The organism is Shewanella sp. T24-MNA-CIBAN-0130 (assembly GCF_040310185.1).
GTDB classification, from domain to species: Bacteria; Pseudomonadota; Gammaproteobacteria; order Enterobacterales; family Shewanellaceae; genus Shewanella; species Shewanella psychromarinicola.
Genome location: NZ_JBEOPP010000022.1, coordinates 25,461 through 39,169, shown reverse-complemented (window position 1 = coordinate 39,169; position 13,709 = coordinate 25,461). Strand labels below are relative to the sequence as shown.

General features: G+C 42.0%; 17 protein-coding genes. 13 read left to right on the top strand and 4 right to left on the bottom strand.

Annotated features, from left to right (window positions below; translation table 11 throughout):
* Window positions 1-2: 2 nt before the first annotated feature.
* From AAEZ02_RS10860 to AAEZ02_RS10845, 4 genes are all read left to right on the top strand, one after another.
* The gene (locus tag AAEZ02_RS10860; protein ID WP_351123050.1) at window positions 3-515 is read left to right on the top strand and encodes a 4Fe-4S dicluster domain-containing protein; all 513 of its coding nucleotides are present in this window, start codon (window positions 3-5) and stop codon (window positions 513-515) included.
* Entirely contained in the window at window positions 512-1,051 is a 540-nt protein-coding gene (locus AAEZ02_RS10855; RefSeq protein WP_351123047.1) for an NADH-quinone oxidoreductase subunit C, read from the top strand. Before AAEZ02_RS10860 ends, AAEZ02_RS10855 begins: the two co-directional genes overlap by 4 nt.
* Window positions 1,038-2,120 carry a hydrogenase large subunit gene (locus AAEZ02_RS10850; protein WP_124013230.1) on the top strand — a complete coding sequence of 361 codons (1,083 nt, stop codon included), beginning with the start codon at window positions 1,038-1,040 and terminating at the stop codon, window positions 2,118-2,120. Before AAEZ02_RS10855 ends, AAEZ02_RS10850 begins: the two co-directional genes overlap by 14 nt.
* Window positions 2,121-2,348: 228 nt before the next feature.
* On the top strand, window positions 2,349-3,026 hold the full coding sequence (locus AAEZ02_RS10845; RefSeq protein WP_124013231.1) for a Crp/Fnr family transcriptional regulator: 678 nt from the start codon (window positions 2,349-2,351) through the stop codon (window positions 3,024-3,026).
* A 738-nt stretch (window positions 3,027-3,764) separates the two neighbouring features.
* Here AAEZ02_RS10845 and AAEZ02_RS10840 read toward each other — a convergent pair.
* The 3 genes from AAEZ02_RS10840 to AAEZ02_RS10830 all read right to left on the bottom strand — a co-directional run bounded on the left by AAEZ02_RS10840 (window position 3,765) and on the right by AAEZ02_RS10830 (window position 5,906).
* A complete protein-coding gene (locus AAEZ02_RS10840; RefSeq protein WP_101033030.1) occupies window positions 3,765-4,346 on the bottom strand; it encodes a YSC84-related protein in 582 nt (193 codons plus the stop codon).
* Window positions 4,347-4,510: 164 nt separating this feature from the next.
* Window positions 4,511-5,449, bottom strand: coding sequence for a hypothetical protein (locus AAEZ02_RS10835; protein WP_198554759.1), 939 nt, complete (start codon window positions 5,447-5,449; stop codon window positions 4,511-4,513).
* Window positions 5,450-5,513: 64 nt separating this feature from the next.
* Window positions 5,514-5,906: a nitrous oxide-stimulated promoter family protein gene (locus AAEZ02_RS10830; RefSeq protein ID WP_101033029.1), complete on the bottom strand. Its 393-nt coding sequence runs from the start codon at window positions 5,904-5,906 to the stop codon at window positions 5,514-5,516.
* 354 nt (window positions 5,907-6,260) lie between these two features.
* On the opposite strand from AAEZ02_RS10830, the gene AAEZ02_RS10825 reads away from it, so the two are divergent.
* From AAEZ02_RS10825 to AAEZ02_RS10790, 8 genes are all read left to right on the top strand, one after another.
* A complete protein-coding gene (locus AAEZ02_RS10825; protein ID WP_351123042.1) occupies window positions 6,261-7,142 on the top strand; it encodes a prolipoprotein diacylglyceryl transferase in 882 nt (293 codons plus the stop codon).
* Window positions 7,143-7,249: 107 nt separating this feature from the next.
* Complete coding sequence (locus AAEZ02_RS10820; protein WP_124013233.1) at window positions 7,250-7,582, top strand: hypothetical protein; 333 nt, start codon at window positions 7,250-7,252, stop codon at window positions 7,580-7,582.
* A complete protein-coding gene (locus AAEZ02_RS10815; RefSeq protein ID WP_351123066.1) occupies window positions 7,572-9,080 on the top strand; it encodes a protein adenylyltransferase SelO in 1,509 nt (502 codons plus the stop codon). Before AAEZ02_RS10820 ends, AAEZ02_RS10815 begins: the two co-directional genes overlap by 11 nt.
* A gap of 25 nt (window positions 9,081-9,105) precedes the next feature.
* The gene (locus AAEZ02_RS10810) at window positions 9,106-9,408 is read left to right on the top strand and encodes a DUF3630 family protein (protein ID WP_101033026.1); all 303 of its coding nucleotides are present in this window, start codon (window positions 9,106-9,108) and stop codon (window positions 9,406-9,408) included.
* Window positions 9,409-9,418: 10 nt separating this feature from the next.
* Window positions 9,419-10,420, top strand: a complete 1,002-nt coding sequence (locus AAEZ02_RS10805) for a serine/threonine protein kinase (RefSeq protein ID WP_101033025.1) — start codon at window positions 9,419-9,421, stop codon at window positions 10,418-10,420.
* Window positions 10,421-10,551: 131 nt separating this feature from the next.
* The gene (locus tag AAEZ02_RS10800) at window positions 10,552-11,169 is read left to right on the top strand and encodes a thiol:disulfide interchange protein DsbA/DsbL (protein ID WP_124013234.1); all 618 of its coding nucleotides are present in this window, start codon (window positions 10,552-10,554) and stop codon (window positions 11,167-11,169) included.
* A gap of 242 nt (window positions 11,170-11,411) precedes the next feature.
* Entirely contained in the window at window positions 11,412-11,558 is a 147-nt protein-coding gene (locus AAEZ02_RS10795) for a hypothetical protein (RefSeq protein ID WP_164839410.1), read from the top strand.
* 269 nt (window positions 11,559-11,827) lie between these two features.
* Window positions 11,828-12,040, top strand: a complete 213-nt coding sequence (locus AAEZ02_RS10790; protein WP_101033023.1) for a DUF1107 domain-containing protein — start codon at window positions 11,828-11,830, stop codon at window positions 12,038-12,040.
* On the opposite strand, the gene AAEZ02_RS10785 is transcribed toward AAEZ02_RS10790, so the two are convergent.
* Window positions 12,037-12,258, bottom strand: a complete 222-nt coding sequence (locus AAEZ02_RS10785) for a cell division protein ZapB (RefSeq protein ID WP_101033022.1) — start codon at window positions 12,256-12,258, stop codon at window positions 12,037-12,039. The two genes, AAEZ02_RS10790 and AAEZ02_RS10785, sit on opposite strands and share 4 nt — an antisense overlap.
* 332 nt (window positions 12,259-12,590) lie before the next feature.
* On the opposite strand from AAEZ02_RS10785, the gene AAEZ02_RS10780 reads away from it, so the two are divergent.
* Window positions 12,591-13,682 carry a branched-chain amino acid aminotransferase gene (locus tag AAEZ02_RS10780; RefSeq protein WP_124013235.1) on the top strand — a complete coding sequence of 364 codons (1,092 nt, stop codon included), beginning with the start codon at window positions 12,591-12,593 and terminating at the stop codon, window positions 13,680-13,682.
* Window positions 13,683-13,709: the final 27 nt, after the last annotated feature.

Sequence of the window (13,709 nt, the reverse complement as noted above, 5' to 3'; positions counted from 1 at the left end):
AGATGAAAATGCTAAAAGTATTATTACAGAATTTAATTAAGGGCCCATCGACGGATCCGTTTCCTTTTGGTGGAACCTTCACTCCAAAGGGGCTCCGAGCCCGCATCCGTTTCGATGAAACAGCTTGTACTGGTTGTCGTATGTGTGAACACGTGTGTGCAGGAGGTGCCATTCGCTTTCATGATTCACCTAATGGTCTGGAATTTACTCTCTGGCACAACACCTGCACTTTCTGCGGCCTGTGTGAGCACTATTGTGTGCCTAAAGCGATAAAGCTTACTGAGGATTGGCACCTAGCACATAAACAAGAAGATAAGTACACCATGACAGAAACCGGAACAGTTGCCTTGATTCAATGCGTGCAGTGCAGGAAAAAAATAATTCCTACCAGTCAACAACTCAATGCTGTTGCCTATAAGAGCTCAAATGAAATGATTAAGCGATTGGGACGGATGTGCCCTGATTGCCGTCGTGAGCTGTCGACAAAACTATTGATAAAAGGAGAGTCAGTATGAATGATGATATTAGCCGTTTCCAAACTATGTTGCACACCTCGATTCAGGGGGATCGTAGTCTGACGATTCGCATCAACGACAAAGGAGTGCACACTTTATGGTGTAAGGTAGACAAAGTAAAAGATATACAGTTAATGGCCCAAATTGTTAAAGATCTTGGTGGCCGCCTAAGTACAATTACAGCCTATCAGCTGAAGGCGAATTTGCCGTCTGAGGACCATGAAATTGCCTATCATTTTGATATACACGGATCTACGCTGACGGCAACGGTAAAGCTGATCGGTGACAACAAGACTATTTCCTCCTTGACACCTATTTTTCGCAATGCTGACTGGAATGAACGCGAATTTATGGAATTGTATGACATAGAAGTTGAAGGGCATCCAGATCCCAGACGCCTGTTCATCGATGAGTCTATCGATCCGGCGGTGCTCCAACGCTTCATTCCTTATTCAGCGATGGTTAATGCCGCCAGTACCAAAACATTGTGGGAAAATATAATGGACAAGAGAGGACAGCCAAATGACAAGTTATAAATTACCTGTAGGTCCAATACATGTTGCATTGGAAGAACCCATGTATTTCAAGGTAGAAGTTGAAGGTGAAACTATAATCGGACTTGAGATTACTGCTGGACACGTACATCGTGGGCTCGAATACCTTGCTATGAAGAGAAACTTCTATCAGAACATCACTCTGACAGAGCGATTATGCTCGCTGTGCTCCAACAGTCATCCGACGACGTATTGCATGGCTTTGGAGGAAATTGCTGGCATAAAAGTACCCGAACGCGGCCAGTATCTCAGAGTTATTGCTGATGAAATAAAGCGAGTGGCATCGAATCTGTTTAATATCGGCATCATGGCACATATTATCGGGTATGACTCGCTGTTTATGCATGTGCTTGAGACTCGAGAAATAATGCAGGATGTCAAAGAGACTGTGTATGGTAATCGGATGGACTTGGGGGCAATTTGTATTGGCGGAGTAAAATATGACCTCGACGAAGATAAAATAGCTTACTTACTAAAGCAAATTGAACGAATTAAGAAGCCGATAGAAGAGATTAAGGAGATCTACACCACCAATAAATTCATTTTAATGCGTACCAAAGGAATAGGGGTAATATCCAAGGCCGAAGCATTGGATTTTGGTTTAGTTGGTCCTGTCGCTAGGGCATCAGGCATCGTTCTCGATGTTAGAAAAGACGCACCCTATGCCGCTTATGATAAATTGGATTTTGAGGTTCAGAGTCGTCCAGATGGTGATGTGTGGTCCCGTGCTATGGTTCGTTTTGATGAGGTTGTGGTTGCTCTGTCATTGATTGAGCAGTGTCTGAGGTCATTACCAAAGGGGTTGATTAGCATAACCGGATTACCAGTGATTCCTGCCGGGGAAGCTATTGCCAAAAGCGAGGCGCCCAGAGGAGAACTTCTTTATTATCTGAAGACCGATGGCAGTGACAAACCTGAGCGTATGAAGTGGCGGGTACCAAGTTATCCTAATTGGGATGCATTACATGTGATGATGAAGGGAGAAAAAGTGTCTGACGTATCTTTGATCGTAAACAGTATCGATCCTTGCATTTCCTGTACCGAAAGGTAGGGTTGCCTGTTAAAGCCTGTCCTGCTGTTCTAATGAATATAGTAAAATGTATCAGATTGGACACAATTAAAGTTGAGTATATAAGCGTTGATATGAACTATAAGGTATTTGCTGTGCTGGACCCTTCGATTTAGATATCAACAATTAGACAAATTATTGATGAGTAAAATAAACGGGCTGATAGGGCTTTAATAGAATATTCTTTTCAAATAATAAGGAGATCATGACATGCAATCAAAAATGAGAATGTCACGAATGAATACGATTGAGAAGCTTAAAGAGCCTAAATATGAAGGGTTTCTGGATGAGTTCAGATGTAAAAACTTTCCAAAAGGACAGCTATTTAGTATACCGAGTATGGGAAGCAATGAGGTATTTATTGTGTCTTCTGGTCGGATACGCGTATATCTGTCTTACGAAGGCCGGGAGTTTACCCTCTGTTTTCTTGAACCCGGTGATATATTCAGCACACATACTCGAGCATTTTTGGAAACATGCAAGGATTCGAGATTGATGCTTGTGGGGGCTGATATATTTCGTAATAAGATCACAAAATTTCCAGAGTTCTCTATGGTGATGACTGGGATTTTAGGGGAAGTATTAGGCAGTACTTTGGATATCATCGAGGGTCTAATATTTCATGATGCTAGACATCGATTAATCGAGTTTGTGCTGTCATGGGGACAAGCGTCGGGTGAGCAAACTGCCGACGGACTGAGATTCGAATGTGATTTAAGTATGGAAGATATTTCACTGCTAATAGGGACTACGCGTCAAACAACCTCTTCATTGATGAATAATCTCATTCGCAATGGATACTTATGTAGAGATGGAAGAAAAAATCTGATTATCAGTAGATTAAATGACATGAAACATTTGCTAGATAGTAGTACTAACGTTACTTAGTGAATTGAGATGTGTTTTCTATAACCATCCACAGTCATGAGCATTGTATTTAATGCTAATGACTGTGGGGGTGTGATTAAAAGCTTTCACATGTTGTAGGACTGTTTTTTTTCAGCTTCCAAACCAGCCTAAAATGTGGGAGTTACCCTAGATTCATTAATTATTGGGTTATCCATTTAATAATCACTCTAACTCTAAAATGTACAAAAATCAGTTAGCTTTGCTTAGAAATTTATAAATTCAACTCTGAACTTGAGGCCGTTGAAGACTCTTTATAAAAGAATGCGTGAGCCTGACAGGGCGTCAAGCTAGCTTTCGCGGTACAGGATGTACCATCGGAAGCGTTAGCATTTTCACTCTTTATTACAAGATGGGCCGAAGCAGCATACAAATGAATTTAAAAGCTGGATCAATCCCCATGGCGACCTTTTCGCATCTGTTGTTTAAGTAAATAGGGAAAATGTTGCGGGGCGGCAGGGCTAATTCTTTTATAAAGAGTTAAGAGGGAACTGCCGTTGGTTTCCTTTTGGTCTGGTGTGGGCGACGCGCCACGACGTTAGTGGCCGCAGGCCATATCTTAAACACACTTTTGTCCACAAACGAGTTAGCTAGGCTACTCTGTATATGCAAATGTCATTGTTTGGATTCTGCGTTAATAAACCACTCTTTCCAAATAATTCAGGCTGCCAATGGCAGCCTGAATGTTATGTACTTAACGAGTGTTAAGACTAGCAGCGGTTACTTGCCATCAAAGGTAAATGACTGACCTGCTAGGGCGGCTTCAAACATTAAGCCTCCTTTTGCGGCGGTAAATATTGCCATGCCATTGATATAAGCGGCTGTTGCAGTGTGGTTACTGCCTGCTTGCCCTGCACCAGCTGAATTGCCCGTAGTACCGACTTGAGCATTGGCACCAACGTTAATCGCTACGGCAGATGCTTGGGCACTAAATTCAAAGCTACCGCTGGTGAAATCATTATAAGCTTTAGCATCTTTAAAAAAGATAATTTCGCTATAGGCTTGTCCGCCTAATTGAAAACCAATGGATAGCTGGGTTAACGTGGAATCCCCCATATAAGCATCGCTTTGGTATACACGACCATTTCCATATGCGGCACCAATCCCGATACCGCCTTTGGCTACGGTGGGGAAGATGGCATAACCATAAGCAGTATCAAATAAATGGCGGCTTTCATTGGCTTTTTTAAAATTAGTAATAGCATCGTTATAAGCATCTTCGTTTGCAAAACTAGGAGCTGAAAACGCGAAGCTTAATAACACGAGTAAACTGGAAACAACTAAGCTAATTGAACGTTTCATAAATAACCTCAGTGACTAAATTGTCATGGTAAAACTCACCATAGAATAGCATAACCCTAAAATGACGGGTGTTAATAAACATTTATGTCGGCGGGCGCCAGCAGACGTTGATCATTATGTTCAACGTGATGTGTTCAGGAGAATCAGCTGTTTTTTCTGTAGCACTAGTCTTTTTTGTCGCCCTGATCTGCTGCTGATTGATCTGCTGAAAAATCGGTAGCGTCGCTCTCATCCTCATCCAGCATTAAATCATGTAAATAGGTTATTTCTTCCTGGTCCAGAAGCTGCTCTGTGGTTGGTGTCGCTGCTTTTTTGGTGGCGTTGAGTGTGCCGCGCAAATAGGCTGCTCGCGTGACTTGCTGGATACCATATAAAGCAAACACATATACAGTCAGTAATAGGCTTAAACGTGTTACCGCTTGGATTAACAAAGAGACTGAATCACCCAAGTAAAATGGTAAATACACCAATACAATGCGCAACACCCAATTAATCAGAATACCAATGGTTAATACACTTAACCAGCGAAAACGTATCACTTGCAAATTGGGTTGCCTATTGGCCAAATACTGGGGGCGATAGTGAGACAATAAGCGGTAAATCAGCCAAAAATAGATAATAGTTTGTAGCATTAATAATATGGGTAAGGTCAAAGCCAATAGACTAATGCTGTTTAACTCAGCTAGAGAACCGATGGTGTTATTTGAGGTTTGTGGGTCAATACTGATATGAAATAATATGGCTGAACTGGTCACTAATGCAACGATAATCGCACAAGCAAAATGCTTGATTAATAGCGGTTGATAGTCTTCTTCCGTTAAGCTGCTTTTACAATATAAGTACAGCATGGGCATGAGTAAAAAATAGACAGGAATAAAGAGAGTAAGCGCTAAATGGATTGGGATCGGTGTTGTTTCTTGGGTTAGCAACCCGGTTAAAAAATAACAACCTATGAGTAAGAACATTCCGGCTAGCAGGCTATTGCTGCGAGTCGTGCTTTGGTAAATATAATGAACATACAGGCCTACCCCAAGGCAATGAATGCCTCCGAGTAAGGAAAGCCACCAGTATGTTTGAATGAAGAAATCGTTAAATTGGTTCATTTTCACTCTCTTTGACGATAGTGAATACTAACCTACTTTCTGCAAACCGAGTAGTTTCCGGTGGTTAACTTTGCTCAGATTTTCGTAAATGCCTGTTTGAGACTCTTTCTGGTGGTAAACCGGGTGCCGGTTTACGCTCAGCAAGTAAATGCTTAATTGCCAAAATAGGATGAGGTAATAGCATTTTGGGCCCAGAAAACATCATGATTTCACGCGCTCTTTGCTTCATGTGAGGTTTGTAACAATGGACAGGGCATTTATTGCAAGTGGGTTTATCTTGGCCGTATGGGCAACGATCTAGGCGAGTATTGGCATAGCTTAAAAACTCACTACACTGCTGGCATACACCTTGGGACGGCTTGAGCGGGTGGTGCGCTTTACAGTATATTTCGACCATAGCTTGTATTGTTCGGAATTCGTAGAGTAATTTACCACTTAATAATTCTTTATCACTCATAATATTATCTCTTATTAAATACCTTAGTAAAACAGTCGGATATTAATAGTGTAAGCTTGGCAATTGAACCTAGCAAACTTAGCTTATTTAATTTTGAGCTTATGCGCAAAATGTCATTTTTTGAGGTTTGGATCGCAAAAATGATTGAAACTGATGCTAAATGATAGGTTGTCTATGACTTGTTATAGATTAAAATACATAAATACTTGATTTTATAGTGTACATTGAAACAATAATGAATGGTGCTTAAAAAAACAGCGCGGTATCATTAAAACCGTACATTGCCTCACAATGAGTATTGTGAGTGAGATAAAATCATGTGCTACGGCATATAATCAGCAAGGTGGAAGCCTAATGAAGGTAATTTTAATTGTCATATTGATTGCAATTGCTCTGTATCTATACAGACGCACTCAAGCGGTGGCAAAACAAGAACTTGATAAAACCGATCGTAATGTTACACCGCATTCATCATCCAGTGAGGTAGCTCAATCTGAAACGTTAGCCGCGACAGACGAGACTACGATAACCGAGCCTGAGCATGCCGCCAGTGATAAATCGGTTGACGATGATGCATTATCAGACCGAGCTGTAGATAACGATAAACTTAATTCAGCCGTGTCTGTTGATGAGCCTGTCGAGGCTGCTCTTACTGAACCCAACATATCAGCAGCAGACACCCAGCAAACAGATGTTGTTTGCGAGCCAAAAGCAGCATCAAAGGATACTGTCGCTGTGGCTGAAGTGAGCAAGAGTCATGTTGAGGCCATAGTGCCTGATACCCCCGCGGTTGAAGTGTCAAACCATAAAGGGTCGCTATTGGATCTAGTCAGTGTTGAAGGTGATTGGGCAAGCGAGAGCTTTGTACAACAGGTTGATGCTGCCAACATTGCCACCGATCTTCAACATCAGCATAGTGAATTAGTCAGTGTGATTAACCATTGCTATAAGATGCGCAAGCAAGCTGATTATTGTCAATATGGTGCGGCCTTACAGTCGACCTATTTAGCATTATATCGCTTATTACATCAGCAAAACATCACCCAACAAAATACTGATGAAATCAAATCTCCGGCGTTTATGCAATTATCGACCTTGTTGAACGACGTGGGTCAGTTTGATGAGGCAGTTAAGGTCTGTCAACAAGCGCTTGAATACCAGTTAACCGATGGCACTGTCACTGGGTTTGAAGGGCGAATAAAACGTATCGAAAAGGCTAAAACTAAAGTGAGCTAACAGGCTATTCAATACTGTTGGATGGATATCAGGTATGATATTCAAAAGGAAAGCGGACCTTGGTTCGCTTTTTTGTTGCTTCAGATCCAATGATTTCAAGGTTAAAAATGACATTAATGACTCGTACATTGACTAAAATATTGCTAATTACTGCCACCGTGGTCTTACTTGCCGGTTGTTTTCGTACTCCACAATGGACCTTATTTTATGTTGCAGACCAAGCACCTGTTCCTACGAAAATAGTACAGCAAGACCATATTGCTGGTTATTACGATTCATTGGAGCAATGCCAGGCCAAAGGTACAGGAATGTTACGTTTACAAGCGTCTTCAGTGCCCGCAGAGCAAGCTTTTGTGTGTGCAGAGCTGTGTCAGGTAGATGAACAGCAGCAATTGCAGTGTAAAAGCCAAGTTGCAGGAGTTGTGGATGATGCAATTTAAGCAAGATTTTTTTGAACAATTAGAAGGCTTTTATTCACAAGTTTATCCTTTGCCAATCAGTAATCCTCATTGGCTTGGTTGGAGTGATGATGCTGCTCAACTGATTGGTTTAGAAAAGCCTAATGCTGAATTGTTAATGCAGTTATCGGCTAACTATGCCGCGCCTGGTGCGAGCTATTATGCTCAAGTCTACAGTGGTCATCAATTTGGTGGCTATACCCCCAGATTGGGCGATGGTCGCTCAATTATATTAGGCGAAGCCATTGGCCCAAATGGCGCTTGGGATGTCGCCTTAAAAGGCGGTGGCCCTACGCCGTATTCTCGCCAAGGTGATGGTCGTGCGGTAATGCGCTCTGCGGTGCGCGAGTTTTTAGTATCCGAAGCGCTTGCTGCGCTAAATGTACCTACCAGCCGTGCGTTAGCGGTTATTGGCTCCGATTTACCCGTTTGGCGTGAAAGCCAAGAAACGGCCGCCATAACGGTGCGCTTGGCTAAAAGCCACATTCGGTTTGGCCATTTTGAATATTTTTGTCATGGCGAACAAGGTGATACTGGCAAGCTTTCTCAATTGGTTAATTTTACGATTAAGCAGCATTTTGCGCATTTATCAACAGATGCCGCAGGTTACAAACAATGGTTTTATGAGATAGTGCAATCTACCGCTAAAATGATTGCACACTGGCAGTCTGTCGGGTTTGCTCACGGCGTGATGAATACCGACAATATGTCGATACTCGGTGATACCTTTGATTTTGGGCCCTTTGCTTTCTTAGACACCTTTAAAGAAGGCTTTATTTGTAATCATTCTGATCACGAAGGCCGTTATGCCTTTGGCCAGCAACCCGCAGTAGGGTTGTGGAACCTCAAACGTTTGGCCCAAGCATTAACGCCCATTATTGAGTCTGACGATTTAATTGCAGCGCTAAATACTTATCAATCTGAACTGGTTAAGCAGTATTTACGCCTTATGCGTGGCAAGTTGGGATTGCATCAAGCCGCGAGTTTACATGCACTTAATTCACAAGATCTTAGCGCAAAACCTCTCAGTCAAGAGGCTCAAGCTGAGCTCGATAAACATGATTTGCAGTTGTTGGGGCAATTTACCGTCTTACTGGAAACTAACCAGCTTGATTACACCAATAGTTTACGCCGTTTTGGTCAGCTGGACCCGAGTCACTCACATTCTACTTTACGGGACGATATGGTCGATGTTGCTGGCTTTGATACCTGGTATAAAGCTTACCAAGACCGAGTGGGTGAGGTGGCAGATATTCACGGGTGGCAATGCGAGCGCAACAGTGTCAATCCGAAATACATCTTGCGTAATTACCTAGCCCAAGAAGCCATTATCGATATAGAAGAGAACGGTGATAACAGCAAATTATTACAACTCCAGCAACTTTTACGCCGTCCTTATGACGAACAGCCCGAGATGGAAGACTTTGCCAAACGCCCACCCGACTGGGGACAAGGCTTAATTATGTCTTGTAGCAGTTAATTAATGTATTTTACCTGAGTCGATTATGAAATTACTTTCAGCCCAATTAGATCCGCAAGCATTAAGTATTGTTATTCAAGCTGAAGTGGATTTTGAGCAATTTGAACGATTTGCCGAACCGCTAGCGGCTGTACTTGATTGCGACATCCGTGATCGCCAATGGGGAGCGGATCGTCATCAATGGTTGCTCAATTTTGAAGGAAGTCCTTTATGGTTACATTACGAGTTTTATGGTGATATTTGTTGGATTTCTACCGATAATGCGAAAGAATTAGACGTATTAGCGTTTTTGTTAACGCTACTTGCTCCACATATTCAAACGACTTAAGAAGGCATACATGGACAACTGTACCGGCGCAGAATTTCATTTTCAGGCACTGAAACCCGATCTCATTCTTGATGCGATTGAAAGCATAGGCATCTACCCTGAGACGGGGTTATTAGCGTTAAACAGTTATGAAAATAGGGTGTATCAGTTCCGCTGTGATCAAGGCCTTCGTTATGTGGTGAAGTTTTATCGCCCACATCGTTGGAGCAATGAACAAATTCAAGAAGAACATGATTATGCATTAGAATTAGCCGCTGAAGACATCCCCATAGCCGTTCCAGTCGTCATTGAGGGCAAAACCTTATTTGAGTATCAAGGTTATCGTTTTGGACTCTTCCCCTCTATTGGCGGGCGCGCGTTTGAAGTCGACAATCTTGAGCAACTTGAATCGGTTGGCCGCTTTATTGGCCGTATTCATCAATATGGCGCAAGGCAGCCCTTTGTGTATCGTGAACCGCTCACGCCAGCCATTTTGGGCGATGAGTCTTATCGCTATTTACGTGAAAGTGGGATTGTTTCCAGCTCGATGCAAACGGCTTTTTTTACGGTAGTTGAGCAGGTATTAGATAAAGCCAAGCAGATTTGGCAGCAACACCAGTTTACCTCGATACGCCTGCACGGCGACTTACATCCGAGTAATATTTTATGGACACCAACTGGACCTGGGTTTGTCGACTTAGACGATGCCAGGCAAGGCCCAGCAGTACAAGACTTGTGGATGATGTTAACCGGAGATCGCCAGCAACAGTTATTGCAAATTGATCTTCTATTAGAGGGATATCAAGAATTTTGTGATTTTGATGCTAAGCAATTGGCACTGATTGAGCCGTTAAGGGCATTCAGGATGGTGCACTATAACGCGTGGTTAACCAAGCGTTGGCAGGACCCTGCCTTTCCAATGAATTTTCCATGGTTTGCCGATATTAAATACTGGGAACAACAAACGCTGGCATTTAAAGAGCAGTTATCGGCACTGAACGAGCCACCATTGAGTTTACCCAGTTTTAATTAACAATATTTCATAATCACTACCTAATAGTATTTAGTTACAAATACAATTAGCTAACGATTGAGTTAAAGACTAACGCTAGACTATGATAGAGCCAGCGTATTGATATTTTTGCCTACTTAGAAGGAAGTAAAATGAAAAAAGCATTATTGATGGCCGCAGCACTCCTGCTCGCGCCGATGGTTGCGATGGCTGCCGATTATAAAGAAGGTGTGCATTACACTGTGATTAATGAAGGCCCTGAAACAGCCAAACCAGAAATCACAGAGTTTTTCTCATTCTTTTGCCCCCATTGTTTTAACTTTGCTAAAACCGTAGTGCCTAAAATTGAAGCGAATTTACCCGAAGGTGTCAGCTTTAATCAAGCTCACGTTGAGTTTATTGGTCGCCAAATGGGCGTAGAAATGTCACGTGCTTTTGCGGTTGCGCAGCAGCTTAATGTTGATGAGAAAATTGACACGGCATTATTTAGTGCTATCCACGATAAGCGTCAGCAGTTTACCCGCCCAGACGATATCAGAGCAGTATTTATTGCCAATGGCGTAGAGGCTAAAGCTTACGATGCTGCGGCGAATTCATTTATGGTTAACGCACAGATGTCGAAAATGAAGCGCGATACTGAAAACGCTAAAATTTCGGGTGTTCCTTCATTAGTTGTTAATGGTAAATACCGAGTAGAAACCAGCTCAATTAAATCTTATGACGAGTTAATTGATATCGCATTCTACTTAGCGACAATGAACAAAAAGTAATCTAAGCTAAATGGGTTATTTAAATAAGGAGCTTCGGCTCCTTTTTTTATTTAACCTCAGCTCAAGATAATAACCGGTTCTCAAACTGCCCGTAGAGCCATTAGCCAAGTGAATTGACGTGTTAATCATCTGTTTATTGAACGTAATGCAATGCCTTTAGCATAAAGAGGAGCTGTTTGAGATACGTTTGGGTGGAGGGGTAATTAAGATGTCGTTATCGGTGACTAGCAAGGCTTATGAGTATGGCGTTTTCAGCCATGTGGTTCGGTAAGATCGCCGATTGTGTTGCTAAATGGTATGAGTTTGAGACTACAACAGGCAAAAAAAACCGCATGTCTATAAAAGACAATACGGAAATGAGTCAAATAACTCTTTTTTACCCTGAGTAACATCGAAGATAATAACATGATGTCAAAATATTGACAAGTGTCATTAAAATGCCGTAGTTGCTTATGTGATTTGTTAGAACAAAAAATGGCAAGTTAATGAAACTCTTTCGACATCAAGTTGTCCAATTTGATGACATTCAAGTTGTGTTTAACAAGAAAGTGAATCGTGTTTTTATATGCGCTTTGGATAGTTCCATTTCTGACTTATACATGGCTTATCGTTGTTATTTCATCGCACCTTGCGCATGTATCTTCTTGGAGGAAGTCGTATGAGAATGTTCCCTGTTTATGCACCGAAACTAATCGTTAAGCATGCTAGGATCTTTTTAAGTGGAGTGATTTGGGTAAAAGACTTAGGGCTACTTGAATTTGATAAGGGTCGCTTTCTACACACAAAAAAAAACCTGCCAAAAGTTAAGCAGGCTATCCGTGAACTAAATGCCTTGATTGAAATCCAATCACAGCAGCATCAATCCATTTAGATCTCGTTATTCAATAAACCAACAAGGCCGTTGACCTTATCACTCCAAGAGTTTAGGTCTTGCTGCAATTGTTGGTTTTTTTGTGTCAATTCTTGTTGCTGTAACGTCAACGCTTGGTTCTTTTGCTTCTCTTCATCAAGCTCCATTTTTAGTAGCTCAATATTTTCGAGAGTCGCCTGGATTTTGGTTTCCAGTTGGGTCAATAATTCAAGGCTCATGGGGGGAGTCCTATACGTTTCGGGATGGAATCCCGATTCTAGCAGTGTCAAGGCCTATAGGAATAGCCTTTAAAACTAAGTGGCTAAAATATATTCAATAAATCGTACTATATTGTACTTTATCTTTGTTCGAGGTATTTTTAGCTGTCAACCATGACAATAAAAGACTTTGTTATAATAATTTCTAGGCACGATGTCTGTCACTATATGAATAAAAATATTGATGCTTGTTACGCTCAATTGACGTATTTTGATTGAGGATCTAGGGCTTCGACTTGACATTAATCTCTAGCCTCCATAGTCTGCAAGCTCAGTTTTTAAGGTGGTATGTAATGGACATAAAATATAATTTAAAATCTGCGTCAGAGCGCCGCACAGAACCATTTAAGCCAGAAGGCGATGTGGGTTTTGGCAGGCTTCGTACTGACCACATGTTTTTAATGGATTATCGTGATGGTCAATGGTGTGATCCGCGTATAGTCCCTTACGGCCCGTTTGAAATGGCACCAGGTGCAATGTCACTGCACTATGGTCAATCAATTTTTGAAGGCGCAAAAGCCTTTATGCACGAAGACGGCGAGATTTACACTTTTCGTTTAAACAAAAATGCAGAGCGGATGAACCGTTCTGCCGATATCGTGTGTATTCCGAATATCGATGAAAGTATGCAAGTGAAGGCAATCAATGCCCTTATTGATGTTGATCGTTTGTGGTTTCCGCAGCAAGATGGCGCATGTTTATACATTCGGCCGTTTATCTTTGCAACCGAAGATCGTTTATCCGTTAGTCCAAGTCAGCAATACACATTCTGTGTCATGTTAAGCCCATCTGGGGCTTATTATGCCTCAGGGGTAAATAATGGTATTCGCTTGTTAATCAGTACTAAGTACCACCGTGCAGTATCTGGTGGTACTGGTGCTTCAAAAGCGGCGGGTAACTATGCTGCCTCACTGCGTGCTGGTAAAGCGGCTGTAGAATATGGTGCATCGCAGGTATTGTATTTGGATTCAACCAATACTCAAATTGAAGAAGCTGGCGCGATGAATCACTTCCACATTTTAAAAGATGGCACTGTGATTATTCCGACATTCACTGATACCATTTTAAAATCCATTACCTCTCAATCCATTATGGAACTTGGGGATATGCTGGGTTGTGAAGTAAGACAAGAAACGGTGATGTTAGATAAGTTTATTGCTGATATTGAGTCTGGCGAAATTATTGAAGCCGGCGGTTTTGGTACTGCCGCGGTGGTGTCCCCTGTGAGTTCATATATTTTTGAAGATGGACGCATTATCACTGTCGGTGATGGCAACGTTGGACCCAACATCCGACGTATCTATAAAGTCTTCACTGAGCTACAAAAAGGCCACATGCCAGCTCCAGCGGGTTGGGTAAAGCGTATTGAGCGTGTTGCACCCTAGTTCATTCTATCGGTAGCACTTTAATAA

What these genes read in the sequence shown, in the direction of transcription:
- AAEZ02_RS10860 (WP_351123050.1), top strand. Translation starts at nt 3, where the DNA reads ATGAAAATGCTAAAAGTATTATTACAGAATTTAATTAAGGGCCCATCG.
- AAEZ02_RS10855 (WP_351123047.1), top strand. Translation starts at nt 512, where the DNA reads ATGAATGATGATATTAGCCGTTTCCAAACTATGTTGCACACCTCGATT.
- AAEZ02_RS10850 (WP_124013230.1), top strand. Translation starts at nt 1,038, where the DNA reads ATGACAAGTTATAAATTACCTGTAGGTCCAATACATGTTGCATTGGAA.
- AAEZ02_RS10845 (WP_124013231.1), top strand. Translation starts at nt 2,349, where the DNA reads ATGCAATCAAAAATGAGAATGTCACGAATGAATACGATTGAGAAGCTT.
- AAEZ02_RS10840 (WP_101033030.1), bottom strand. Translation starts at nt 4,346, where the DNA reads ATGAAACGTTCAATTAGCTTAGTTGTTTCCAGTTTACTCGTGTTATTA.
- AAEZ02_RS10835 (WP_198554759.1), bottom strand. Translation starts at nt 5,449, where the DNA reads ATGAACCAATTTAACGATTTCTTCATTCAAACATACTGGTGGCTTTCC.
- AAEZ02_RS10830 (WP_101033029.1), bottom strand. Translation starts at nt 5,906, where the DNA reads ATGAGTGATAAAGAATTATTAAGTGGTAAATTACTCTACGAATTCCGA.
- AAEZ02_RS10825 (WP_351123042.1), top strand. Translation starts at nt 6,261, where the DNA reads ATGAAGGTAATTTTAATTGTCATATTGATTGCAATTGCTCTGTATCTA.
- AAEZ02_RS10820 (WP_124013233.1), top strand. Translation starts at nt 7,250, where the DNA reads ATGACATTAATGACTCGTACATTGACTAAAATATTGCTAATTACTGCC.
- AAEZ02_RS10815 (WP_351123066.1), top strand. Translation starts at nt 7,572, where the DNA reads ATGCAATTTAAGCAAGATTTTTTTGAACAATTAGAAGGCTTTTATTCA.
- AAEZ02_RS10810 (WP_101033026.1), top strand. Translation starts at nt 9,106, where the DNA reads ATGAAATTACTTTCAGCCCAATTAGATCCGCAAGCATTAAGTATTGTT.
- AAEZ02_RS10805 (WP_101033025.1), top strand. Translation starts at nt 9,419, where the DNA reads ATGGACAACTGTACCGGCGCAGAATTTCATTTTCAGGCACTGAAACCC.
- AAEZ02_RS10800 (WP_124013234.1), top strand. Translation starts at nt 10,552, where the DNA reads ATGAAAAAAGCATTATTGATGGCCGCAGCACTCCTGCTCGCGCCGATG.
- AAEZ02_RS10795 (WP_164839410.1), top strand. Translation starts at nt 11,412, where the DNA reads ATGGCGTTTTCAGCCATGTGGTTCGGTAAGATCGCCGATTGTGTTGCT.
- AAEZ02_RS10790 (WP_101033023.1), top strand. Translation starts at nt 11,828, where the DNA reads ATGAGAATGTTCCCTGTTTATGCACCGAAACTAATCGTTAAGCATGCT.
- AAEZ02_RS10785 (WP_101033022.1), bottom strand. Translation starts at nt 12,258, where the DNA reads ATGAGCCTTGAATTATTGACCCAACTGGAAACCAAAATCCAGGCGACT.
- AAEZ02_RS10780 (WP_124013235.1), top strand. Translation starts at nt 12,591, where the DNA reads ATGGACATAAAATATAATTTAAAATCTGCGTCAGAGCGCCGCACAGAA.